At 63.2% G+C, this 22,819-nt stretch carries 21 protein-coding genes and 1 pseudogene; 5 read left to right on the top strand and 17 right to left on the bottom strand.

What is annotated here, in order from left to right; translation table 11 throughout:
- Positions 1-5: 5 nt before the first annotated feature.
- The 7 genes from sctJ to sctC form a co-directional block, all read right to left on the bottom strand.
- Positions 6-767 (bottom strand): type III secretion system inner membrane ring lipoprotein SctJ, encoded by a 762-nt coding sequence (gene sctJ / locus CHB88_RS17560; RefSeq protein WP_089400649.1) that lies wholly within the window; start codon positions 765-767, stop codon positions 6-8.
- 56 nt (positions 768-823) lie between these two features.
- The gene (locus tag CHB88_RS17555) at positions 824-1,174 is read right to left on the bottom strand and encodes a hypothetical protein (protein WP_089400648.1); all 351 of its coding nucleotides are present in this window, start codon (positions 1,172-1,174) and stop codon (positions 824-826) included.
- Between the two features lie 25 nt (positions 1,175-1,199).
- Positions 1,200-1,937 (bottom strand): hypothetical protein, encoded by a 738-nt coding sequence (locus CHB88_RS17550; protein WP_089400647.1) that lies wholly within the window; start codon positions 1,935-1,937, stop codon positions 1,200-1,202.
- 60 nt (positions 1,938-1,997) lie between these two features.
- The gene (locus CHB88_RS17545) at positions 1,998-2,417 is read right to left on the bottom strand and encodes a hypothetical protein (RefSeq protein ID WP_089400646.1); all 420 of its coding nucleotides are present in this window, start codon (positions 2,415-2,417) and stop codon (positions 1,998-2,000) included.
- A gap of 66 nt (positions 2,418-2,483) precedes the next feature.
- On the bottom strand, positions 2,484-3,443 hold the full coding sequence (locus CHB88_RS17540) for a hypothetical protein (RefSeq protein WP_089400645.1): 960 nt from the start codon (positions 3,441-3,443) through the stop codon (positions 2,484-2,486).
- A gap of 179 nt (positions 3,444-3,622) precedes the next feature.
- A complete protein-coding gene (locus CHB88_RS17535) occupies positions 3,623-4,801 on the bottom strand; it encodes a hypothetical protein (protein WP_089400644.1) in 1,179 nt (392 codons plus the stop codon).
- A 9-nt stretch (positions 4,802-4,810) separates the two neighbouring features.
- Entirely contained in the window at positions 4,811-6,736 is a 1,926-nt protein-coding gene (gene sctC / locus CHB88_RS17530; protein ID WP_089400643.1) for a type III secretion system outer membrane ring subunit SctC, read from the bottom strand.
- Between the two features lie 74 nt (positions 6,737-6,810).
- Between sctC and CHB88_RS24665 the strand changes: the two genes are divergently transcribed.
- From CHB88_RS24665 to CHB88_RS17520, 3 genes are all read left to right on the top strand, one after another.
- Positions 6,811-7,038: a hypothetical protein gene (locus CHB88_RS24665; protein ID WP_143131335.1), complete on the top strand. Its 228-nt coding sequence runs from the start codon at positions 6,811-6,813 to the stop codon at positions 7,036-7,038.
- Between the two features lie 219 nt (positions 7,039-7,257).
- A complete protein-coding gene (locus tag CHB88_RS17525; RefSeq protein ID WP_176442536.1) occupies positions 7,258-9,300 on the top strand; it encodes a flagellar biosynthesis protein FlhA in 2,043 nt (680 codons plus the stop codon).
- An 81-nt stretch (positions 9,301-9,381) separates the two neighbouring features.
- Complete coding sequence (locus CHB88_RS17520; protein ID WP_089400641.1) at positions 9,382-9,852, top strand: lytic transglycosylase domain-containing protein; 471 nt, start codon at positions 9,382-9,384, stop codon at positions 9,850-9,852.
- A 188-nt stretch (positions 9,853-10,040) separates the two neighbouring features.
- Here the strand turns inward: CHB88_RS17520 and CHB88_RS17515 are convergent, their stop codons facing one another.
- From CHB88_RS17515 to CHB88_RS17500, 4 genes are all read right to left on the bottom strand, one after another.
- The gene (locus CHB88_RS17515; RefSeq protein ID WP_176442535.1) at positions 10,041-12,359 is read right to left on the bottom strand and encodes a xanthine dehydrogenase family protein molybdopterin-binding subunit; all 2,319 of its coding nucleotides are present in this window, start codon (positions 12,357-12,359) and stop codon (positions 10,041-10,043) included.
- Between the two features lie 20 nt (positions 12,360-12,379).
- Positions 12,380-12,853 (bottom strand): (2Fe-2S)-binding protein, encoded by a 474-nt coding sequence (locus CHB88_RS17510; RefSeq protein ID WP_089400639.1) that lies wholly within the window; start codon positions 12,851-12,853, stop codon positions 12,380-12,382.
- 241 nt (positions 12,854-13,094) lie between these two features.
- On the bottom strand, positions 13,095-13,418 hold the full coding sequence (locus CHB88_RS17505) for a hypothetical protein (protein ID WP_089400638.1): 324 nt from the start codon (positions 13,416-13,418) through the stop codon (positions 13,095-13,097).
- A 63-nt stretch (positions 13,419-13,481) separates the two neighbouring features.
- Positions 13,482-13,808 carry an NIPSNAP family protein gene (locus tag CHB88_RS17500; protein ID WP_089400637.1) on the bottom strand — a complete coding sequence of 109 codons (327 nt, stop codon included), beginning with the start codon at positions 13,806-13,808 and terminating at the stop codon, positions 13,482-13,484.
- Positions 13,809-13,966: 158 nt separating this feature from the next.
- On the opposite strand from CHB88_RS17500, the gene CHB88_RS17495 reads away from it, so the two are divergent.
- Positions 13,967-15,028 (top strand): NAD(P)-dependent alcohol dehydrogenase, encoded by a 1,062-nt coding sequence (locus tag CHB88_RS17495; protein ID WP_089400636.1) that lies wholly within the window; start codon positions 13,967-13,969, stop codon positions 15,026-15,028.
- A gap of 43 nt (positions 15,029-15,071) precedes the next feature.
- Here the strand turns inward: CHB88_RS17495 and CHB88_RS17490 are convergent, their stop codons facing one another.
- From CHB88_RS17490 to CHB88_RS17475, 4 genes are all read right to left on the bottom strand, one after another.
- Entirely contained in the window at positions 15,072-16,124 is a 1,053-nt protein-coding gene (locus CHB88_RS17490) for an ABC transporter substrate-binding protein (RefSeq protein WP_176442534.1), read from the bottom strand.
- Positions 16,125-16,219: 95 nt separating this feature from the next.
- The gene (locus CHB88_RS17485; protein WP_089400635.1) at positions 16,220-17,194 is read right to left on the bottom strand and encodes a Bug family tripartite tricarboxylate transporter substrate binding protein; all 975 of its coding nucleotides are present in this window, start codon (positions 17,192-17,194) and stop codon (positions 16,220-16,222) included.
- A gap of 58 nt (positions 17,195-17,252) precedes the next feature.
- Positions 17,253-18,974, bottom strand: a complete 1,722-nt coding sequence (locus tag CHB88_RS17480; protein WP_089400634.1) for a thiamine pyrophosphate-requiring protein — start codon at positions 18,972-18,974, stop codon at positions 17,253-17,255.
- An 89-nt stretch (positions 18,975-19,063) separates the two neighbouring features.
- A complete protein-coding gene (locus CHB88_RS17475) occupies positions 19,064-20,506 on the bottom strand; it encodes an aldehyde dehydrogenase family protein (protein ID WP_089400633.1) in 1,443 nt (480 codons plus the stop codon).
- A 144-nt stretch (positions 20,507-20,650) separates the two neighbouring features.
- Here CHB88_RS17475 and CHB88_RS17470 point away from each other — a divergent pair, with 144 nt between their 5' ends.
- Entirely contained in the window at positions 20,651-21,193 is a 543-nt protein-coding gene (locus tag CHB88_RS17470; RefSeq protein WP_089400749.1) for a MarR family winged helix-turn-helix transcriptional regulator, read from the top strand.
- 60 nt (positions 21,194-21,253) lie between these two features.
- On the opposite strand, the gene fdhA is transcribed toward CHB88_RS17470, so the two are convergent.
- Together fdhA and CHB88_RS17460 are read right to left on the bottom strand one after the other, a co-directional pair.
- Complete coding sequence (gene fdhA / locus CHB88_RS17465; protein ID WP_089400632.1) at positions 21,254-22,453, bottom strand: formaldehyde dehydrogenase, glutathione-independent; 1,200 nt, start codon at positions 22,451-22,453, stop codon at positions 21,254-21,256.
- Between the two features lie 156 nt (positions 22,454-22,609).
- Positions 22,610-22,819 (bottom strand): annotated as a pseudogene (locus CHB88_RS17460) (aromatic ring-hydroxylating dioxygenase subunit alpha); the annotation flags it as partial.

Genomic DNA, 22,819 nt, shown 5'->3' with positions numbered 1-22,819 from the left:
GCGCGCTAGCCGTTATGTGCATCCTTCTTCAGCCACGCGCCGGACTTGATGGGGCCATCGCGGCGCGGCCAGAAGAACATGGAGACCGCCAGCAGCACGAACAGCACGACGGAGGCGCCGGCAAGGATTTGCCAGGCGAGGCCTCCTTCCCGTGTTTCCGCATTTTTCGAGGTCTCGCTTGGCGACGCGGAGAATAAGGAAATGCTGAGCGCATCGGGCTGCAAGCCTTCAACGCCGTGCAGAACGATGGCGCGGATTTTGGGCAGCTCCGGTTGGAGATCGACTCCGTGGCGTACCTTGATGAAGACCGAGGCGGAAGAAGGCTGGGGCTTGTCGGAAAGCTGGTTGGGCACCGGGATGACCACATGAACCCGCGCATCCAGCACGCCGTCGATGTAGCGCAGCGTCCTTTCCAGTTCCTGGGACACCGCCAGCATCAGACGGGCTCTTTCCTCGAGCGGTGTGACGAGCAGACTGTCCTTCTTGAACATCTTGCTCAGGCCTTCGTAGCCGAAAGCGGGAAGGTTCTTCTCCTTCATCAGCACGACGGCGCGGGCGAATTCCGAATCGGGTACCTTGACGATCCAGCGCTTGTCCTTCTGCTGCACCTTGTCGGAATCGATTCCTTCCATGCGCAATACGGAGACGATCTGATTCGCATCCTGCTCCGACAGGTCTTCGTAGAGCTGCTTGCTGCAGCCGCAGAGTAGAGCAAGGAGCAGTACCCACGATAGGCATTGCCTTATCGGGTCGAGAAAGGTTCGCATCGTTGATTGCGGTGCCGAGTCGCTTTGATTGAGGAATTGGAACTGCCTCACAAAGATTATTTCTCGTTAATCATTTTGTCACGTGCTGTCTTGAATTCCGTATGTAATGACTGAACGGTATTTGTTTTGAAGCTGAAATTGACCACTTCCATCTGTAACTTTGCAACGTCCACAATCGACATCTGGCTGGAGAGCTCGAAGCCTTGTGGCAGGTTCAAGGTGCCGACACCATTGGTGAGCAGATCCTGAGCCATCGCCAGGACGTGGTTGTTTTGCATCCCGCCCGCATCCACGGGCGAGACATGCTGCAAGGGCTCAAGGTCGACATGGCCGAATTGCGTCATGTACGCGTTGTCAGCTTGGGATGGCGCGTTGAGCAGACTGATCGCGTCGATTGCCGAGGTCATAGACTTCTCCCTGAGGTCAGCTTGATTAACTGATGTGTACGAACTGGAGGTTGCTTCCGTTGGAGACAACCGGATCGAGGTACTGCTTGCGAATGGCGGCCACGGCGTCGACGGCATTCTTTCTCAAGCTTCCCTTGGTTGCCCCGATGACGATGCGAGCCAGGTCAAACGCGCTCCGCAGGTGACCGATGAAAGCAAGTAGCCGGACGGCGCGCAACAGGATCAGCACTTGCTCAACCGGACCCTTGGTGGGAAACCGGATGAGATAGCGGATGGCAGCGAGTCCGCTGGAATGCAATCGAATAGCCACCAGCGCTGCGCTGAGCACATCGCCGATGCGGTTGCAGCAATATCCTATCGAATGCAGCACGAGAAAAGCAGAACGAGTCATGCCGAGGTTGGCCAGCAGTTTCCCGATTTCAGACAGCAAGCCTTCCCGACCGGCTGCATTGACCATCTTCTCGACAAAAGCAGCGTCGTTCTGTTTTTTTTTCTCCTTTTGATGCATCTCCAGGTAATCCCGCAGATCTTTCAAAATATTAAGAACCATCTCCACGACATGGACCAAGCGCTGATGGCCGGAAATCCGCAAATCCAGCAGCGCCCGGGTCCGTGCATCGGGCTTCTTCAGCCATTTCCTGATGTGAGTTGCGCAGCCCCTGACGACTGCCGCATCGCCGCCGCGCACCCGGTTCTCCAGCTCGCTTTCCGGAAAGGTCTTCAGTCGGGGCAGCTTGATGGCGGGCTTGGCGGCAATCTGCATGTCAGGTCGTGTTGGCCGAAGATTCAGATTAATGGAGCGTGATTGCGATCATGCGCCGGCTTAGCGATGTTGTGCAAACTGAGCGGACTGTTCCATTACCTTGCGCAGCAAACCTGCCGCCGCGGTGCGGTTCTGAATTTCCGCGTTCAGCACCTGCATGCGCGCAATCGTTGCGGCGGTGAAGTTGGTCTTGCCCTGATCGCCGGTATTCGGGTCTTGCTTCAGCAGCGCTGCCATTTCATCCTGCAGGTTCTTGATGATCTCGGCGTTGCCTTGATAGGTCAGCTCAAGCTTGTCGGAGATGCTGCCGGTGTTGACCTGGTCGGCGTACTTGTTGACCCATTTATACACCGGGTTGCCATCGACGGTCTTGATCGAGCCATCCGCATTCCGATCAGCCTCATACGAATTCATCTTCAGACCATTTTGGTCGATATCGAAATTGATGGTGGTGGTGGGGTTGTTGTTGTTGAGTGCCATGATTGGGTCCCTTTCGATTGGGTCTTACTGACTGTTCAAAAAATGAGCGTGGGCTGTTCCGTTGCTTTAAGCTTTTTTGTTGCTGGCTGAAGCCATTGCCGCGTTCACGGGATCAATGGTCGCCGCAACGATCGAACCGGTGAAGGCGCCGGAGGTGGGAACGGCTTGGTTCACTTCACCGTCCTTATCTTCTTCATCGTTGTCAACCATCATGCTCTTCAGGTAAAGCGATGACAGGTTGAAGCCTTTGGCGGCGCCGTCGCCTATGCCTTGCATGTTGAGGTTGTTGACCAGCAGCTTGCCTTCCATCTGCTCCTTATAAGTCCAGTTCTCGCGCGGCGTGGTCAGGCTGCCTTTCGTTACCGCGCCGGTGTGATCGATGGCGGTGCCTTGGCTCATGTGATTCCAAACCCCGTTCTTGTCGGCGACGAACAGATCGCCGCTCACGGACGGGTTCCATTTGAGTTCAGTCAGTGGCGCTTCCTTCTGGATGGCTGCGCGCGTCACCTTCATGCCATCGGACACTGTCAGGGTGCCGTTTTCCATGTAATCGATGGAGAAGGTGGCAGCCGTGCCGTTGGTCCGCTGGAAGGTGATGCTGGCTTGATCGTTCACGACGACGGCGGAGCCGGGCGAGGTTTCCTTGACTTTCATGTTGACGCTGCTGACCGAACTGTCGAGCGTGTAGTTGGTTTGTACGTCCCAGGTAGCCTTGTATCCGGCGGTATCGAGATACTGCCTGAGCGCCTCGGCGTTGGTGATTCCTTTGACATCCTTGAAGCTCATGAAGTGCGGGTCGCCCCAGCTGCAGGCGATGGTGTCGTAGTCGCCATTGCCGTCGGTATCAATGGCTTCGGCAAGGACACGTTCTTTGCTGGATGCGATCCAAAGCTGATCTGCCTTTCCGCCTGTCTCGGTGATTGCGCAAAAGCCGTTCGACAGCGCGTTCACGTTGACCGAGCCGTCCGCCAGGCTGACAGCCTGCCCATTGACCAGCTCCGATGTATTGACCGTTACTGTTGACATATCTCACTCCAAAAATGTGCTTGAGAGGGAAGGTCAGGTTGCCGTAATCCACATCTCCATTGCCTGACCATCGCACGAGAAGTGATGCACCTGGCATGCCAAAGTCACAAGTTGGGTGGATGGCAGTCGCTTGCGCGAGAAACTACTGAAGCCCATGCAGCACATCAGGGAAAACACCCTCAGCGCAGTGGATAAGCCCTCAGCACGGGGCCGCGTCGGAGCATCACGGCGCCAGAAACAACTTGATGGAGATAGACATCGTTGCCGAGATGCGCCCCCACCAGGACGCGCTCCCCGTTCTGCAGCACGAGCGCCTGGCTCGGCTGCGTCTGCAGGCGGACGATGCGCCGATAGCGCTCTGCGAGCGTCGCCTGCGGGAGATGGATGGCGATTTCACGGCTGGTTTCGTCGGCCGGGCCGTCGGCATTGAAGCGCGCCGACAGAAGCTTTCCGGAGTCCTTGTCCCAGGCATCGGTGAAGTCGAAGACCACTTCGCGAAGCGCCGTCTTGTCGCCATCCCATTTCGCCAGCCGCTCGCGTACTGCCGGCCATTGCGCACTCGCGAGCGTGATCGCATAGCCGCCTGCGCCATCGGGCCGGACCGGTTCGGCAATGCCCAACTTGAGCAATTGCGCGGACAATTCGGCCGCCACCTGTTGCGCGTTATGGATTCGGACATTGACCCGCAACGCAGAGGCGGCCGCAGCACGGCGGATGCCGGCTTCCACCGCGTCGTCCGCGACATAACCGGAAACCACCAGTTCCCCCTGTGGGGTGACGTCGATCAGAAGCCGCTTTTTGACTTCCTGAGGCAGCTTTTCGAGCAGCTTTTGACGAGCGCGTTCGGGCTTGGAAAGGGATATCTGCGATGTGTCGGGATTTTGGGATTGGTGCCAATATACGGCTCCTGCCGCCAGCATCAAGGCAAGCGCCGAGGTGGCGATTACCGCCACCGCCCTTCGGCCGAAAAATTGTCGCTTTGATAATACTTCGCCTGACGGACCGCCTGCAACGATGCCGGCCCATGCATCCTGCTCTATGCCGATGCCAATGCCGAGGGTCACGTCCCCTACCGTCAACCACACCGGCAAAGGAAGTTCCCTGGACATGCCGATGGCTAGCGTGTCGCCATTAACGGAAACATTTCCCAGGATTGCGGTAATGAACAGGCGCTCGGGCAGTGCTTCCTCGGCGGGGCATATCCGCACCAGAGCGCGGCCGTCTCCCGCGTCGCGGAGAATCACATCGTCATGGGGTTGCGCGCCGATGATGTAGTTGTCGTCGGCGGCGAGCTCGAGGCCGACGCCGGATTGAATGCCGCTCAGTACCGTAAGAAACGGCAGGGGAGACTTGCTCATTGGAGACGCCTAGTCGCTGTACTGCGTTCTCGCAAGGGAACGAGCGAGTTTCAATGAATAGGACTGGGCCGGCGGATCGATGGCAGGGGGTGAGGCGCTGCCCACCTTGAGGATGCGCGGAGTGATCAGGAACAGGCGTTCGGTGCGGCGGCTGGTTTCCCGCTTCTGCCCGAAGAGCCAGCCTATGACGGGAATGTCGCCAAGATAGGGCACCTTGCTGTTGGCGTTTTCCTGCTGATCCACGACATAGCCGCCGATCAGCAGGCTCTGCCCCTGGCTGATCACGCCCTGGGTATTGATCGCATTGCGGGTGACCGCCGGCACGCCGTCGACCGTGACGCCGGTGGTGCTGCCGTCACTGATGTTGACCGTCAACCGGACGGAAGGCTGGTCTTCGGTGCCGACGATGGTCGGGGTCACCCTCAGGTTGAGGCCGTAGGCCACCGTGAACAGATCCGCCTGCCTTTCGCCCGCCACCCGCACGTTGAACTCATTGGTATTGCTCAATGCACCGGGCTGGTTGTCCACCGTGAGCACCCTTGGGCGGGAGACGATGCGGGCTTCGCCTTTTTCGGCCAGCGCCTGCACCCGCGACATCAGGAATTCGGTCTGGCTGCCGATCAGCGTCGTCATGACGAGGCCGGAGCCGGCCGACGTTGCCGGCGGCGACAGCTCCACGCCACGTCCGGAGGGAGAGGCCAGCACATCGAAGCGGTTGCCCCGCAAGCGCCAGTCGAATCCGAGCTGCTCCAGCTGGCTGGAGTTGGCATCGATGATCGTCGCTTCGATTTCAACCATGCGCGGCTCCACGTCAAGTTGCGCGATCAACTCTTCATACAATTTCATCCGCCGCTCCTCGTCCCGCACGATGATGGCGTTGAGGCGCGGCTCCACCATCACCACCGGGCCGGTGAAGGTCTCGAACAGGGTCTCGCTTTCCTCCATATCGGCCTCATTGCGCGGCCGCCGGCGCTGGGCATCGCCCATCTGGTAATCGAGGCGCATGCCGGACGAGCCGGCGTTCTGGGGCGCTTTGCCGTCCATGACTTCGGGAGGCACTGGCGGCAGGTCGGCGCCCGCTCGAGGGCCGATCGAAGCAGACGTGCCGCTCCCGCGCTGGCCAAAATTCCGGCGGTCGCCTCCTTCGGAATCTGGCAAGGGCAGCATCGATTCGGCGCCCGGCTGGCGAACCGCGCTTTCGCGCTCGAGCCGCGCAAGCCGCCCTTCAGCCCGTGTCGCCGTCCCGGAAGAATTCGGCTCGCGTCCGATGCCCGCTCCCGGCAAGGCCTGGGCCCCAACCAGGCGGGCGAGGATTTGCGCGATGCCCGGTCCTGCGGGCGAATCAGCCGCCGGGGCGTACTTCAGACGGAAAACACGCGTGCGGACCAGCTTCGCCTGTCGCTCCGGCGAGCGCCGTACGAATCTCGCCAGATCCAGGACGCGTTGGATGTAGCGCGGCGGCCCGGCGAGCTGCACATAGCCGTCGGCGGGCGACGCGTTGAAAACGAAACGGCTGTCCGCCACCTGCATCACGTTCATGAAATGCTGCAGCTGCTGCATTTCATCACCCTGCATCCACAACAGGCGGGATACGGATTCGGAGGCGCGCGTGATATAGACCGTGTTGAGTCCATCGTAATACCACACCAGGCCAAACTGGCGAACCACGTCGTCGACGATCTTGGCGACCGGCGCATCGAAGCGGGCGGTGATCGAGCCTGTGATGCCGTCACTGACGATCGCTGCCACGCCCTGCTCGTTCAAAATGTCGGTAAGCAGCTTGGACACCGGCATCTCCCGGACATCGATCTGAATCGGCCGGGCGCTGGTCGGCAGCGGCGCCGCATGCGCAACCATGGCCGCCATCTGGAACAGCACGCCTGCCAATACCCTCCTTACCGATATGCCCGCTTGCGACTTCTTTTCTGCATTCATGATTGTCTTCGCCTGAGATGCGTATTGCTTCGCGCTATTGATCTGTAATTGCGTTCTTGGAGACGATTAACGACATGGACGGCAACGGCTTTCGAGTCTGCGTTTTGGAACAAGCGATTGGCGATCCGCTTTCACTGGCACCTTTCTTGCGCAAACAGCATGTGTACTTCGCGCTTCATAGATTGACACTTTTAGTCGCGCACTGCATCTCGGCGCCCTCATTCATGAACAAGGTCACAGAAACAAATACAACATCGGCCGGCGCCGGGCAGTTTTATTTCTCATTTAAAAATGAGATGTGATTAATATCTGGAGCATTCATGGATGTTGTTTTATATCGGGTTCCTCATTCAAGAAACGTCTTTTAGCACATCTGCTTTTGCGTTTCGATATCAAACCCCGGATGGGGCCTTTTTTGACAGGTAACCTCAGACGCAAAGTCAAAATAACCAGTCATGCAAACCAGCACATCACAAGCTTCAAATCCGCTTGGCAAATCAAACCGCGTTCAAGACCTGGCATTGCCCGTCCTGATCGTCTGCGCAATCGGCCTGCTGGTTTTGCCTTTGCCGCCGTGGGCGCTCGATGGATTGATTTCGGTCAACATATGCTTCGGCATCGGGCTGCTGGTCTATTCGCTCAACGTCAAGTCGCCGTCCAACCTCTCGACCTTCCCCAGCCTGCTGCTGTTCACGACGGTGTTCCGCATCGCGCTCAACGTGGCTACCGCTCGCCAGATTCTCCTGGTCGGCGATGCCGGGCATATCGTCGAAGCCTTCGGCCGGTGGGTCGTCGGCGGCAATATCGTCGTCGGCCTCGTCATCTTCTTCATCATCGCGCTGGTGCAGTTCATCGTGATCGCCAAGGGCGCGGAACGGGTGGCGGAAGTGGCGGCGCGTTTTACCCTCGACGCCCTTCCCGGCAAGCAGGTCAGCATCGACTCCGACTTGCGGTCGGGCCTGCTGACCCAGGACCAGGCGCGCAATGCGCGCACCATGCTCGGCGTGGAGAGCCAGATGTTCGGCGCCATGGATGGGGCGATGAAGTTCGTCAAGGGCGATGTGATCGCCGGCATGGTGATCGTGCTGATCAATCTCCTGGGTGGCATTGCCATCGGCGTGGTGTATTTCGGCTTGTCGGCGGGCGAGGCCGCGAACAAATATGCCGTGCTGTCCGTGGGCGACGGCCTGGTGTCGCAGATTCCGGCGCTGCTGATTTCGATGGCGGCCGGCATCCTGGTCACGCGGGCAACGAATGAAGACGGCGCGCCGCATCTCGGCGGCCAGATCGGCGGACAATTGCTGTCCCATCCCAAGGCCATGGTCCTCACCGGCGGCATGACGCTGCTGTTCTGCCTCGTGCCGGAACTGCCCTGGCTTGCGTTCCTGATCGTCGGCGGCGCGGTCACCTCGACCGGCGTCGTCCTGCTGCGCCAGATGAATGCCCGGGCGACGGCATGGAACCCGCAATCCTCCGCGCCGGTACGGGATGGCAGTCCCGAGCGCCGCCCGATGCTTGTGGACGCGGATTCGATCGACTACGCGCCGATTCTGCTGGAGCTGTCGCCGCAGCTGGTGGCCACCCTGTCACCTTCCCAATTCGAGCATGAGCTGCTCCTGGTTCGGAAGCGCATGCACAAGGACATTGGCCTGCCCTTCCCCGGCATCGTCATACGCCAGCTCAAGGAAGCCAAGGGCATGGAGTGCTGCCTGTGGCTGCACGATGTGCCGAAGGTGAGGCTGGAGATACCGGCGCAGAAAAGCCTGGCGATAGCCAGCCAGCAGCAACTGGCAGCAGCCGGCATTCAGGTCGCGGCCGATGCCTTGGCCTACGGCGGCTCGGCCTGGCTCGCGGAGGAACAGACCGCCTCGGCCCGCAATAGCGGAATCGAGGTCCTCTCGACTGCCCCGGCGATTTCCTGGCTGGTGGAAGCCTTCATCCGCGACCATACCCATGAGCTGTTAAACATCGAGGACGTGCAATCCATCGTTGCCCGCGCCAAGCAGAGCTGGCCGGAGTTGTCGAACCAGGTCGGTTCCGCCGTGCCGATCACCCGCCTGACGCGGGTATTGAAGAACCTGTTGCGGGAGCGGGTTTCCATCCGCGACATTCCCACGATCTTCCAGGCGCTCATCTACGCCTCGCAATTACCGAACGACGATGTATCGCTGACGGAAGCGGCGCGCAAGGCGCTCGGCGCGTCCCTGTGCTTCAAGCTGACTCAGGGAACCAACCGTCTAGATGCCGTCATGATCTCGCCGCAGATCGAGGAAATCCTGCGCGGCGCGATCAATCACTCGGTCGATGGCCCAGTTCTTTCCCTGAATCCGGAGCAGATTCAGCAGATGCAGGATGCGCTCGGCGGCGCGCTCGTTTCCGCCACCAATTCCCAGCCCTCGCTTCCACCCGTGAGGACGGTGCTGACGGCGCCGGACCTGCGCTGGCACATCCATCTGCTGGTGATGGACAAGCTGCCCGGCGTGGCGGTGGTCTCCACTGAAGAAGTGCCGGCGACCGTCAAGGTCGAGGTGAGGGGAATGATCGAAGGCGGGGCGGGTGAATAGCATGAATGCCGGCTTCCGCCTTTATATGCGAAGCGCACTTCAGGCGCTGTTTTCGATGCTCATGGATTGATGAAACCGACGATGTCTTATCGAACCTTCATTCTCATCGCTGCCTTGCTGGTGTCAGGTTACAGCGCCAATGCGCAGGCGCAGGCAGCTTCATACGGAAAATATACCGACGCCTATTGCCTGGACTCGGCGGCGGCCTATCACCAGGTCAATCCCCTCATCTTGCGTGCGATCGCCTGGCAGGAGTCGCGCGGCAACCCGAACGCCTTTCGCGGCAATACCAATGGCAGCTACGATATTGGGATGATGCAGATCAATACCATCCATGCCCGCGAGCTCGGCCGCTACGGCATTCAGATGGGCCATCTGTACAACCCCTGCATCGCCGCCTATGTCGCCGCCTGGCATTACCGGCGCCAGATCGACCGCTACGGCAATACCTGGGCCGCGGTGGGAGCCTATCACTCGCATACGCCGCATCTGCGTGACAAGTATGCGGGGCAGGTGAAGCGCATCCTGGAGAAGTGGACGCTGCAGCGGTAGCAGTCCACACCCGCCGAGCGCATCCACACGACGCAAGCTTGCGCGATCTAACTTGCGCCGCGCCAGGATCCGAAGAATCGAAGGTTTCAGGCTTCAGCTTTTCTTCGCACCCGCCATCGGACGGCTTTGCTGGACTACTCCCGCATTGCCGTCCGCCTAACTCCCGAGTTTTACGGTGCCAATGGCGACTACGCCTTCAACGCCGCCAGCACCCGCTGCGGCGTCATCGGCGCCTGCCGCAGCCGCACGCCGGTGGCATCGAAGAAGGCGTTCGCCACCGATGCAGCGACGATGCGGCAAGTCGCTTCACCGGCGCCGGTGGGCGGCGCTTTCGGGTGGTTCAGCAGCACGATGTCGATGGTCTCCGGCGCATCCTTCGCCTCCAGGATGGGATAGGTGTTCCAGTCGACGCTGGTCACCATGTTCTCGTCGAACTGCACTTCCTCGAACAGGCTGCGCGACAGTGCCTGCACCAGTCCGCCTTCGATGGTGGCGCGCAAGCCCTGCGGATTGATGATCAGCCCGCAGTCGTGCGCGACGGTGAAGCGGCGGCCCCAGATGCGGCCGGTCTTGCGTTCGACTTCCACTTCCGAAACGATGGCGAGAATGGAACCGCCGCGCTGGGCGTAGGCAATGCCGCGGCCCTTGAGGAGGTCGCCGGACCGGTCCGGGTTGGGACCGACGCGCGGCTGCCAGCCGGCCCTGTCGGCGGCGGCCCGCACCACTGCCTTGTCGCGCGGCGCAGTGAGATATTTCAGCCGGAAGGCGACCGGATCCTCGTTCGTTGCCAGCGCCAGTTCGTCGATGAACTGTTCGCTGGCGAACTGGATCTGCGGACCGATCGGATCGCGCATGTGCGAGGTGCGCAGGGGCGAGGCGCGGTCCAGCAGGGGCGGAATCACTTCCCAGCCCAGGCGCTTGTTCTCGAAGCCGTAGCTTTCCAGCGGCGTGCCGAAATGGGCGCCGGGCTTCAACGGCAGGCCGAGCTCCATGCCGAGCAGGCTGTCGCTCGGGTCCGACTCGTTGGTCTCGATGTTGGCGCGGGAAAAGGCCTTGGTGATGAAGTCATAGCCGATCACCTTGCCCGAGGCATCCAGCGCCGCGCGGCAGCGATGCACCGAAGCCGGCGCCTTGGGATCCCAGGCGGTGCCGTTCACCCGCATGCCCTGCAGCCTTACCGGCCGGCCGGTGAGCTTGGACAGATAGGCCGCTTCCAGCACCGCGTCGCCGGCATCGTTGCGGCCGTAGGATCCCGGTCCCTTGACCCATATGGCGCGCACTTTCTCCGCCGGCATGCCGAGCAGGGCAGCCACGCCGTCGCGCGCATAGTGCGGCTTCTGGGTGCCGGTCCACACGACCGCGCTGTCGGCCTTCACGTCCGCTACCGCGCAGGCCGGCCCCATGCTGGCATGCGACTGGAAGGGCCACATGAATTCCGCTTCGACGATCTTCGCCGCATTCTTGAACGCAGCCGGCACGTCACCGCGCTTGACCTCGTCCTCGCGCTTGACCACCGGCGCATTGCGAATATGGTCATGCAGCTTGTCCATGGTCGGGAAGGGTTTCTTCGCTTCCGACCAATCCACCTTCAGCATCTGCGCCGCCTTCACCGCATCCCACTCGCGCTCGGCCACCACGGCGAGGAAGTTCTTTTCGCGGATCACGCGGGCGCCCCTGATGCCGGCGATCGACGCCTCGTCCACCTTGACGGGCACGCAGCCCGCGCGCGGCGTACGGATCACCCGGGCATGCAGCATGTTGGGCAGGGAGACGTCGGTGACGAAGGACTTTTCCCCCGAGGCCTTGGGGTCGGCGCCGAAGACCGCCCATTCGACGTCACGGCGCGGAATCGGCTGGCCCACCACCTTGTACTCGGCGGGCGATTTCGGTTTGGCCTTGGCGGTGATCTCCAGCGGGTTGCCGATCTTCTTGTTCCACTCGACCTGCGAGTGAAAATATTTGCCGCCGATCAGATCCGCATAGGAGACCCGCTTGGCCGGGTTGCCGGCCACGCTGACCACGCCATCCGCCACGGTCAGGCGTTCCACCGGGGTGTCCAGCCTCTTCGACGCCATCTCCAGCAGCAGGCGGCGCGCTTCCGCCGAGGCATTGCGCAGCGGCTTGGCGCCGGCCTGGATGCCGAGTGCGCTCGATGCGCCGCCCTGATTGCAGGAAGTGGCGGAGTCGCCCATGACCACTTCAACCCGATCCACCGGCACGTCCAGCTCTTCGGCGACGATCTGGGCAATGGCCACCTCGAGCCCCTGGCCGAGGTCGACCTTGCCGAAATAGGCTTCGACATCGCCGTTCGGCAGTATGGCCACCCAGGAATCGAGCTGATCGGGCGTCAGGGCCGGCTTGCCGGCGCTGCCCGCCGCGGCCGCGGCCTGGGCAAAGGCCGAGGCGGCTGCCCAGGGCATCGAAACCGACACCACCAGCGCGCCGGTGGTCTTGAAGAACTGGCGGCGGCTGAAGGAAATGCCGGCCGCATCGTTTTGCTTCTGCATCGTCTCCATATCCCTCCTCCTCACGCCGACTTGGCGATTTCCGCCTGCGCGCGCTTGATGGCGCGCAGGATGGACACCTGGGTGCCGCAACGGCACTTCAAGCCGCCCAACCCATCGCGGATCTCGGCGTCGGTGGCGTTCGGCTTCTCCTTCAGCAGGGCGGCTGCGGTCATCAGCCAGCCATTGATGCAGTAGCCGCACTGCGGCACCTGCTCCGCCACATAGGCTTTCTGCAGCGGGTGCGGCTTGTCCGGCGTGCCGAGGCCGTAGATGGTGGTCACCTTCCGGCCCTGCACCGCCGATACCGGGGTGACGCAGGAACGGGCGGGCTGGCCGTCGATATGCACGGTGCAGGCGCCGCACTGGGCGAGGCCGCAGCCGAACTGCGGGTTCTTCATCTTCAGGTCGTCGCGCAGCGCGTAAAGCAGCGGCATGTCGGGATCGGCGTCGACCGTCACCGGCTTGTTATCGACGGAAAAGGGAATGCTGGCCATGTCTCCTCCTTGGCAATGCATGCGGTTCCCGGGCGGGAACGGTTGTCTCGGGATGGTTGTTATCGGCGCGGGAGAATTGGTGCGCGCCTTGGCGTGAAGCGGCCTGACTAAGGTTTTACCGTTGCGCCGGAAGGCTGTCAACAAAAGGCGAACAATGTTCCATGTACCGGAACACCGGGTTTTCCTGCGTCAAAGTTTCTGCGGCCGGGCTGATGGCGCAGGCGCGGTTGCGGCGAACGGGTCAGTCCGCTGCGGCGCCCGGCCGCTGGCTGATGGCATCGGCGAACACCGGCGTGAACTGGTAGGCCAGCTGGCCGTCGCGTACGCCGAAGGATTGCAGGATGCGGAAGTTGAGCCAGTTGGGCTCATGGGCGATGGTGATTTCGGCGTCGAAGATTTCGCGTACCAGCAGCAGCGTGGGATTCCAGTTCTCCGGCTCCACCGGGAAATAGAACATGCCGGTAAAGTCGCCGGGTCCGCTCACCAGCGCGTGCGCCGCGAGCGTATCGAGCAGCTCGATCGCCGCTTCGCTCACTACTTCTCGCACCAGTCGGTTCAGGTTCATGGGTCGATGTCGTCGGATGACGGGATTACGGCTGGGCGGGCTTGCTGCCCGCCGCAGGGTGAGTCAGCGCAGCGCCGAGTAGGCGGTCGGCGTCAGGATCTGGTTCTCGATGCGCTCGACGATGATGGCTTCGGCCTCGGTGGCGCTGCGCTTGGCGATCCAGTCCGGGTCTCTCGAAAAGGCGCCCCACTTTTCTTCGCGCTCGGCCAGGCTTTCCCACTGCAGCATGTAGGTCAGCGCTTGATTGCTGCTGCCGATGAGGGTAGTCCAGAAGCCCACCGGGCGGATGCCGTATTTTTCCCAGAAGCCGAGGGTGATGGTCTCGAAGCGCTGGTTCAGGGCCGGCAGGCGGCCGGGCGCGCAGTGATAGGTTCTCAGTTCGTAGAGCATATTGCTTTCTGCAAAAAGGGCGCAGCGGAAACGCCAGTGGAAAAACTGGGATGATAGCCGCAAGCGCCACGCTTGTGCCGGAACTCGCGTCCGGCGCTCCGGTCCACTCGCCTTTTGGGACATGCTTCTTCCCGCCCTTTTGCACTGAAAGGATAGCCATGCTGCAATCCCTAGGCTACGGCGCCACCGGCGCCACCACGCCGCTCGGCCTGCTGCGCTTCGAACGCCGCGATCCGGGTCCGAAGGATGTCCAGATCGAGATTCTCTATTGCGGCGTCTGCCACTCCGACCTGCACACCGTGCGCAATGAATGGCAGAACACGATCTACCCGGTGGTGCCGGGCCACGAGATCGTCGGCCGCGTGACCCGGGTCGGCAGCGAAGTGAAGCGCTTCAAGCCGGGCGACATGGCGGGCGTGGGATGCATGGTTGATTCCTGCCAGCACTGCGCCAGCTGTGCCGAAGGGTTGGAGCAATACTGCGAGAACGGCTTCGTCGGCACCTACAACGGCGAGGAGATGCACGCCGGCGGCATGACCTTCGGCGGCTATGCGAGCAATATCGTGGTAACGGAGAAATTCGTGCTGCGGATTCCGGATTCCCTCGACCCGGCCGCCGCCGCGCCGCTGCTGTGCGCCGGCATCACCACTTGGTCGCCGCTGCGGCACTGGAAGGTCGGCGCGGGGCAGAAGGTGGGCGTGGTCGGGCTCGGGGGCCTGGGGCACATGGGCATCAAGCTGGCGCATGCGCTCGGCGCCCATGTGGTGCTGTTCACCACCTCCCCCGGCAAGCGGGAGGATGCGCTGCGCCTCGGGGCCGACGACGTGGTGATCTCGCGCGACGCGGCGCAGATGGCGGCGCACGAGAACAGCTTCGACTTCATCCTCAACACCGTGGCCGCGCCGCACAGCCTGGATGCCTTCCTGGTGCTGCTCAAGCGCGAAGGAACCATGACGCTGGTCGGCGCGCCGGCGGAACCGCATCCCTCGCCCCAGGTGTTCAACCTCATCATGAAGCGCCGCCACCTGGCCGGCTCGCTGATCGGCGGCATCCTTGAAACCCAGGAGATGCTGGACTTCTGCGGCGAGCATGGCATCGTCTCGGATATCGAGATCATCCCCATTCAGCAGATCAACGAGGCTTACGAGCGCATGCTCAAGAGCGATGTGAAGTACCGCTTCGTGATCGACATGGCTTCGCTGAAACGCGAAGCGGCCTGACCAACGCGGCGGACCGGCGCAGGGCCGTCCGCCGCGCCGGAAATCACTTGCCGCTCTTCATCGTGTTCTGGAAGGTCTTGATCCACTTCTCGTTGTTGTCCAGGGCCTGGACCGGATCGACATATTTGATATTGGTGCCCGCCGGGATTGGCGACGGCACTACCTTGCTGGTGGGGACGAACTTCAGGTCGGCCAGGATCTTTTCGCCCTCGGTCAGCATGAAGTCGTAGAACAGCGCGGCGGCGTAGGGATGCGGCGCGCGCTTGGCCATGGAGATGCTGCTGAACTGAGCCACCACCGGATCGATCAGGAAGCCCTGGATCGGCGCGCCCTTTTCCTTCATCAAATCAGGCGTCCAGCTGTACGCCGACAGCGCCAGCGGCACCTCGCCGGAAGCCACCAGCTGGGCCAGCAGCGAATGGCCCTTGCGCATGGAAATGCCGTTGGTGGCGACGATGTCGGAGAAGAGCTTCAGGCCCTGCTGCTCGCCCATCAGGCCGACCAGCGTGTTGAACCAGCCCTGGTCTTCCGCTTCCACCGCCAGCTTGCCCTTCCATTTCGGGTCGAGCAGATCCTTGTACGACTTCGGCAGGTCTTCCTTCTTCACGCTGTTGGTGTTGTAAGCCGCCGAGTACACGTCCATGGCGATGCCGACCCAGTCGCCATGGGCAGGGATGGCGGCGGGCATGATGTCCTTCAGGTGCGGCGACTTCACCGGCTGAATCAGGCCCTCGCGGTGCAGCGCCTCGCTCTCGGGCGCATTGTTGTGGATGATGTCGACATCGAACTTCTTGCCGCGCGCCTCGCTGACCACCCGCTGCAGGATGGCTTCCGAGCCGGAGCGCCAGTTCTTCACCTTGATGCCGTACTTCTTGGTGAAGGCGGCGGTGACGTTCGACAGCTGCGGGTAGGCATGGTAGACGGTGACCTCGCCCTCCTTCTTCGCGCCTTCGAGCAGGCGCTCCTCACGGTCGGCGCCCTGGTAGGTGGTGATTTCCTGCACCGGCATCGGCGGCTTGGGATCGGCGGCGTGGCTGGACAGGCTGGCGGCTGCGAACAGCAGCGCGATGGAACAACGGATGAAGGGCTTGAACATGGTCGTCTCCTTGAAACTGGCTTATTGTTTTTGCAAATCGTCACGCTTCTTTGGGCGGCGCAGGCGGATGGGACTGCCCTGCCCCGCCCTCGTCGTCAATCAGCCTTGATATTGGCGGTTTTCGCCACCGCCGTCCACTTGGCGATGTCGCGGCTGATCACGCGGCTGAATTCTTCCGGCGTGCTGGCGGCGGCATCGACGCCGAGGCCGGCCAGCCTTTCCTGCACGTCGGGCAGCTTGACCACCCGTGCGATCTCTTCCTGCAGGCGCTGGATGATAGGTTGCGGCGTGCCGGCCGGCGCGAGGAAGCCGGCCCAGAGGGCGATATCCATGTCCGGCACGCCGGATTCCACCAGCGTGGGCACGTCCGGCCAGGAGGGATGGCGGCTGGCGGCGGTGATGGCCAGCGGCCGCACGCGGCCCGACTTGGCCGGGCCGACCACCACCGGCGGGTCGGCCAGGGTCATGGTGATGTCGCCGCTGGCCACCGCGTTCACCGATTCATTGCTTCCCTTGTAGCCGATGTACTGGAAGGCGGTGCCGGTCTTCTGGTTGAACAGTTCGGCGGCGAGCTGAAACGGCGCGGCGCTGGCGCCGTAGTTGGCCTTGGCCGGGTTGGCCTTGGCGAACTCCACCAGCTGTTTCACGTTCTTGGCGGGACTGTTCTGCGCCACCGTCAGGATCAGCGGAAAGGAGCCGATCATGGCGATCGGGGCGAAGTCCTTGGTGGAGGAATACGGCAGCTTGCTGTGGATGGCCGGGTTCATCGAGATCGGCCCGGTCGGCGCAAAGAACAGCGTGTAGCCGTCCGGCGCCGACTTGGCGACGAACTGGGCGGCGATGATGGATTGCGCGCCGGGCTTGTTCTCGATGATGATCGGCTGCTTCAACCCTTCCGACATCCTCTGCGTCAGCACGCGGGCGATCAGGTCGGTGCCGCCGCCCGGCGCGTAGCCGATGATGACGCGGATGGGCTTGTCCGGATAGCCGGATTGCGCTTGGGCCGCGCCGAGGCCGGCTGCGGTCAAGGCGATGGCGAGGGATGCGGCGAGTGCGGTACGGCGCTTCATGTCTGTCTCCTTTAAATTGTTTTCCGGCCGGTCCGCTGCTGTGGCGGCCGGTCACAGATTACATCGGCGTGACCCGGGCGCACAGCACCGCCGCCTGGCCGCGGTCCAGCGCCGCCATGCAGCGCGCCAGCGCATCGCGCAGCAGCGCCGGATCGTCCACCGTTTCCGCGTGGGCGCCAAAGGCGGCGCCGACCTGGGCGAAGTCGCGCCGCTCGCCGGCGAGTCGGGCCTGGAAGTCGTTCGCGGCCGCCGCCGCGCCATCCGGATAGACGCGCAGCACCGCTTCCTTCACCGCCTGCCAGCCGCCATTGTCCAGCACCACCGTGAGGATGGGCAGCCGGTACTGCTGGGCAACCGCATACACCGCGGTCGGATTCGAGAAATGGAAGCCGCCGTCGCCGACCACCTGCACCACCCGGCTCTTCGGCCGTGCCAGCTTGGCGCCGAGCGCTGCGCCGCCGCTGAAGCCGAGGCCGCCGCCGGCGAGGCCGACGTAGGACTGCGGCCGGCTGCGCGGAATCTGGTTCAGCACGGCGAAGGTATTGCGGATGGCTTCGTTGACGACGATGTCGTCCGGCTCCATCAATTCGGCGATGGCGGCGCAAAGATAGTCCGGCGAGATGGCGCCAACGCCGCCCGGCTCGGCGCCGGCGGCGGCGATGCGCTGCCGGCGTTCCTGGCGTTCGCCCTCCCAGCCGGCGATGCGCTCTTCAACGCGCCGCCGGAAACCGGCGTCGGCGCGCTGGCGCACGATCTCCAGCACCTGGGCCAGCACCGTGGCGCAGTCGGCCTGCAGCCGCATGTCGCTCGGAAAGCCCCACATCGGGAAATCCTTTTTCACCGGATCGATGTCCACCTGTATCCAGCTCAGGGCCGGCTTGTCCTGCACATACTTCGGCAGCCATGGCACGTCCACATCCAGCAGCAGGCCGAGGTCGGCCTCCGCCATCGCCGCCTTCGCGTCGTAGCCGGCGAAGCAGGGAGAATCGCGCGGGATGTTCAGGTGCAGCGGATTGAATTCGAACACCTTGATGCCGCATTCGCGCGCCAGCGCATCGAGCAGCATCACCGCTTCCGGCTTGCGGCCAAGGTAGGAGGTGATGACGATCGGGTTGCTCGCCGCCAGCAGGCGCTCGGCGATGCGCATGGCCATGGCGGCATCGGCGCCGCCGACGGACACGGCGCCGTAGCGGTTTTCCGGATAGCTGCGGATCTGTTCCTCGCCCCAGCTTTCCGCCAGCGTTTCGCGCGGCAGCGTCATGTAGACCGGGCCCGGCGGGTCGCTCTGCATCATGGTATGGCCGCGGCGCAGCGCCTCCTTGGCCACCACGCCGGTCGGCAGGTTGTACTCCCACTTCACATAGGGCCGCACCAGGCTGCCGATGTCGTAGGGGTCCTGCACGAAATGCACGAAGTTATCGCGCGAGCCCGGCAATTCGCCATGCAGGGTATGCGGCGCCTTGCCGGCCATTAGGAACACCGGCAGGCGCGAGCGGAACAGGTTGTGCATGCCCATGACCGCGTTGGCGGTGCCGGCATCCACATGCACCATCACCGCTTGGCCGCGGCCGGTGAGCGCGGCATAGCCGCCCGCCATGTGGATGGCCACGTTTTCGTGCGGGCACAGCACCATCTCAGGATGCTTGCGGCCGTCCCGGTCCCATTCGGCCAGGGCTTCGATCAGCGACACATGGTCGGTGCCGAGATTGGAAAAGACGTACTCGATGCCGGTTTCCGCCAGGCCCTCGAGGAAGTAATGCGCAGTCGTGTGATTGGTCATGGATCTCGTCTGTTATCGGATGCGCGGCTGCGATGGCCGCGCACCGTCTCCTTCTCTGTTTTGTTTCAAGCCGCGCAAGGCGGCCGCGTTCAGGTTTCGAAGTAGAAATGCTTGGTCTGCATGAAATCGTTCATGCCTTCGATGCCGTGCAGCTTGCCGTAGCCGCTGTCGCCATAGCCGCCGGTCTCGGCTTCGGCGAACAGCTTGTTGTGCGAATTCGACCACACCGAGCCGAACTTCATGCGCATGGCCATGCGCCGCGCCCGGGTGCCGTCGCCGGTCCATACGCTCGACGCCAGGCTGTAGCGGGTGGCATTGGCGCGCAGGATGGCATCGTCTTCGTCGCGGAAGCGTTCCACCACCAGCAGCGGCCCGAACAGCTCCTGCTGGATGAACATCGAGTCCAGGTCTTCCACTTCCACGATGCTCGGCCGGATGAAGGCGCCCTTGGCCAGCGCCCCGCCCGGGATCTCGCCGCGCAGGATCACTTTCTCTTCCTTCTGCGCCCGCTCTACCAGCCCGGCGATGCGGTCGCGGTTGGCCATGTCGATCAGAGAGCCCATCTGCGAACTCGGGTCGTTGCCCGGCCCTACTTTCAACGCCTTCAGCGCATCGCTCAGGCGCGACACGAAGCCGTCGTACAGCTTGTCCTGGATCACCACCCGCGCCACCGCCGTGCATTGCTGCCCGGCCATCACCATGCCGCCGGCCACCACCCCGGCCACGGTCTTGTCGATGTCGCAGTCGTCGAACACGATGGCCGGCGCCTTGCCGCCAAGCTCCAGCGACAGGCGCTTGAGCGTATGCGCCGACGCCTGGGCGATCAGCTTGCCGACCCGGGTCGAGCCGGTGAAGCTGATCACATCCACGTCCGGCGTCTCGCACAGGAAGCGGGAAACGTCCGCGCCGGCTTCGATGACGGAGTTGATCACGCCCTTCGGCAGCCGCTCGTCGTTCACCAGGGTTTCCAGCACCAGGTTGTTGACCAGGGCGGTCTGGTGGGCCGGCTTGATCACCACCGTGCAGCCGGCGGCAATCGCCGGCGCCAGCGAGCGCACCAGCAGCGTCACCGGGGCGTTCCAGGGCAGGATGATGGCGGCCACGCCGGCGGCTTCGCGGTCGAGCGAGGAGTAGCAGCCGGGATCGATGTTGACGATGCGCCCGGCCAGGGTGCGGGCCACGCCGGCGTAGTAGCGCAGCTCCGAGACGCCGGCCATGATCTCGCCGATGGCTTCGCGGCGCAGCTTGCCGTTGAGGGTGACGAGCCAGTCGGCGATCTGCTCCTTCTTCTCTTCCAGGCGGCTGGCGAAGGCCAGCAGGATGTCGGCGCGCAGGCGCGGGGTCTGGCGCCAGGTCGTCTGGTCGAAGGCCTTGCGGGCGGCGGTGACGGCCGCCGCCGCTTCATCGGCGCCGCCGTCGGCGTAGCGGGCCGCGACTTCGGAAGTGGCCGGGTTGAGATTCTCGCCGAAGCGCTCGCTGCCGCCGGCCGAGCTCATCCACTCGCCGTTGATGTAATGACGTGCTGTTTCCATGCTTGCTCCAAATGAATCCGAAAATGATCGGGATAGATCCTGATTGTTGGCAATGGCAGCCTGTATACTGCCTGCGTTTCCCGGCCCGCCCTGCTCGCGCAGCAGCAGGCCTTCAATTTGTTCTTACCTTCCCCCGACATGACCATGCAATCGAAGAAGACAGTGAGACGCGACGCGGGCGCCGACCTCTCCAACGACCTCTATGACCAGCCCGGCCACCTGCTGCGCCGGGCCCAGCAGATCGCCGTGTCCCTGTTCTTCGACGAGATCAGCGAAGACATCACGCCCATCCAGTACGCCGTGCTGCGTACCATCATGGAGCATCCTGGCGTCGACCAGGTGACCATCGCCGGACTGGTGGCGATCGACACTTCCACCGCCGCCACCGTCGCCATCCGCCTCGAAGAAAAGGGCCTGCTCAGCCGCGACATCGATCCCGCCAACCGCCGCCAGCGCCAGCTGCATCTCACGCGCCAGGGCGAGCATCTGCTGGAGACCCTGATTCCAGCGGTGCACCGGCTGCACCAGCGCATCCTGGAACCCTTCACCGACGCCGAAAGCCGGCAGTTCATGAAGCTGCTCGCCAAGCTGGTGCACGTCAACAACGACCACAGCCGCGCGCCCCTGACGCTGAAGTCGCCTGCGGCGGCCGCCAAGAAGGCGGCGCGGAAAGCGGCTTCGAAATAATCTTTCTTCCCGATACGGGCTGCCGGCAACGATGCGCCGGCAGCCCGCTTTCATCGATGCTTAAGCGGCCTTGAGCATCTGGTGCGGATCGATAACGAATTTCTTCGCCGCGCCGGCATCGAACTCGCCATAGCCCTTCGGCGCCTCGTCCAGGCGGATCACCTGCACGTTGACGATCTCGGCGATGTTGATGCGGTCCCACAGGATCGCCTGCATCAGGTTGCGGTTGTACTTCATCACCGGCGTCTGCCCGGTATGGAAGCTGTGCGACTTGGCCCAGCCCAACCCGAACCGGATCGACAGGCTGCCATGCTTGGCGGCATTGTCGACGGCGCCCGGATCGTCGGTGACGTACAGGCCCGGGATGCCGATCTTGCCGGCGGCGCGGGTGATCTCCATCAGCGAGTTCAGCACCGTGGCCGGCGCCTCGTGCTGTGCGCCGTCATGGCCATGGCCGCGCGCCTCGAAGCCGACGCAGTCCACCGCGCTGTCGACTTCCGGCGTGCCCAGGATCTGCTCGATCTGCTGGCCCAGCGTCGCATCCTTGGACAGGTCCACCGTCTCGAAGCCCATCTTCCTTGCATGCTCCAGGCGCGCCGGGTTGACGTCGCCGACGATGGTGACCGCCGCGCCCAGCAGGCGCGCCGAAGCGGCCGCCGCCATGCCGACCGGTCCGGCGCCGGCGATGTACACCGAGCTGCCGGGACCGACGCCGGCGGTCACCGCGCCGTGGTAGCCGGTGGGCAGGATGTCGGACAGGCAGGTCAGGTCGCGGATCTTGGCCAGGGCGCGGTCGCGGTCCGGGAACTTGAGCAGGTTGAAGTCGGCGTAGGGCACCAGCACGTACTCGGCCTGGCCGCCGATCCAGCCGCCCATGTCGACATAGCCGTAGGCGCCGCCGGCGCGGGACGGGTTCACGTTCAGGCACACGCCGGTGTGCTGCTCCTTGCAGGTCTGGCAGCGGCCGCAGGCAACGTTGAACGGCACCGACACCAGGTCGCCCTTCTTCAGGGTTTCGACGTCGCGCCCGACTTCCAGCACCTCGCCGGTGATCTCATGGCCGAGCACCAGGCCGACGGGGGCGGTGGTGCGGCCGCGCACCATGTGCTGGTCGGAGCCGCAGATGTTGGTGGATACCACGCGCAGGATCACGCCATGCTCGATCTTGCGCCCGCTCGGGTCTTCCATCTTGGGAAACGGGATGTCATGCACCTCGACCTTGCCGGGACCCATGTACACCACGCCACGATTGTCTGCCATTGCTTTCTCCTCTCTCTGGGATGATGAAGCTGCTCTGCGGCGCGCTGTCTTCCCTCACCGTCGCAGCGGATTTCGCGCGGCGCCGTCTGCCGGCGGGCCGCGCTGTCAAAGGAAGCGGCCGGCCGGGTCGCCCTGCGCCGGCCGCTTCCCGGATTGCTAGGCTGCCTGCGGCACCTGGCGGCCCAGGCGCTCGATGATGCGGCGCGCCCGGTTCGGGCCGATGTCGACATGGATGTCGATCTGCGGCGCGCCCGGGAAGCGCTTCATGTTCTCCCACTGCGCCTCGATCACCACCTTGTCTTCCTCGAACGTCATCGCCGTCTGCTCGTACACCAGCTCGGTGATGTCTTCCTTCTGCGGATGGCT

This window comes from Noviherbaspirillum humi, from assembly GCF_900188095.1.
Taxonomy (GTDB): domain Bacteria; phylum Pseudomonadota; class Gammaproteobacteria; order Burkholderiales; family Burkholderiaceae_D; genus Noviherbaspirillum; species Noviherbaspirillum humi.
The sequence above is the reverse complement of the archived record's forward strand: the minus strand, read 5'-3'. Positions and strand labels throughout refer to the sequence as shown.

Bases quoted from the DNA above. Each gene is read 5' to 3' on its own strand.
- CHB88_RS17495 (WP_089400636.1), top strand. From the start codon at position 13,967: ATGCTGCAATCCCTAGGCTACGGCGCCACCGGCGCCACCACGCCGCTC.
- sctJ (WP_089400649.1), bottom strand. From the start codon at position 767: ATGCGAACCTTTCTCGACCCGATAAGGCAATGCCTATCGTGGGTACTG.
- CHB88_RS17550 (WP_089400647.1), bottom strand. From the start codon at position 1,937: ATGCAGATTGCCGCCAAGCCCGCCATCAAGCTGCCCCGACTGAAGACC.
- CHB88_RS17545 (WP_089400646.1), bottom strand. From the start codon at position 2,417: ATGGCACTCAACAACAACAACCCCACCACCACCATCAATTTCGATATC.
- CHB88_RS17480 (WP_089400634.1), bottom strand. From the start codon at position 18,974: ATGACCAATCACACGACTGCGCATTACTTCCTCGAGGGCCTGGCGGAA.
- CHB88_RS17555 (WP_089400648.1), bottom strand. From the start codon at position 1,174: ATGACCTCGGCAATCGACGCGATCAGTCTGCTCAACGCGCCATCCCAA.
- CHB88_RS17475 (WP_089400633.1), bottom strand. From the start codon at position 20,506: ATGGAAACAGCACGTCATTACATCAACGGCGAGTGGATGAGCTCGGCC.
- CHB88_RS17535 (WP_089400644.1), bottom strand. From the start codon at position 4,801: ATGAGCAAGTCTCCCCTGCCGTTTCTTACGGTACTGAGCGGCATTCAA.
- CHB88_RS24665 (WP_143131335.1), top strand. From the start codon at position 6,811: ATGGACGGCAACGGCTTTCGAGTCTGCGTTTTGGAACAAGCGATTGGC.
- CHB88_RS17510 (WP_089400639.1), bottom strand. From the start codon at position 12,853: ATGGCCAGCATTCCCTTTTCCGTCGATAACAAGCCGGTGACGGTCGAC.
- CHB88_RS17485 (WP_089400635.1), bottom strand. From the start codon at position 17,194: ATGAAGCGCCGTACCGCACTCGCCGCATCCCTCGCCATCGCCTTGACC.
- CHB88_RS17505 (WP_089400638.1), bottom strand. From the start codon at position 13,418: ATGAACCTGAACCGACTGGTGCGAGAAGTAGTGAGCGAAGCGGCGATC.
- CHB88_RS17500 (WP_089400637.1), bottom strand. From the start codon at position 13,808: ATGCTCTACGAACTGAGAACCTATCACTGCGCGCCCGGCCGCCTGCCG.
- fdhA (WP_089400632.1), bottom strand. From the start codon at position 22,453: ATGGCAGACAATCGTGGCGTGGTGTACATGGGTCCCGGCAAGGTCGAG.
- CHB88_RS17470 (WP_089400749.1), top strand. From the start codon at position 20,651: ATGCAATCGAAGAAGACAGTGAGACGCGACGCGGGCGCCGACCTCTCC.
- CHB88_RS17520 (WP_089400641.1), top strand. From the start codon at position 9,382: ATGTCTTATCGAACCTTCATTCTCATCGCTGCCTTGCTGGTGTCAGGT.
- CHB88_RS17515 (WP_176442535.1), bottom strand. From the start codon at position 12,359: ATGCAGAAGCAAAACGATGCGGCCGGCATTTCCTTCAGCCGCCGCCAG.
- sctC (WP_089400643.1), bottom strand. From the start codon at position 6,736: ATGAATGCAGAAAAGAAGTCGCAAGCGGGCATATCGGTAAGGAGGGTA.
- CHB88_RS17540 (WP_089400645.1), bottom strand. From the start codon at position 3,443: ATGTCAACAGTAACGGTCAATACATCGGAGCTGGTCAATGGGCAGGCT.
- CHB88_RS17490 (WP_176442534.1), bottom strand. From the start codon at position 16,124: ATGTTCAAGCCCTTCATCCGTTGTTCCATCGCGCTGCTGTTCGCAGCC.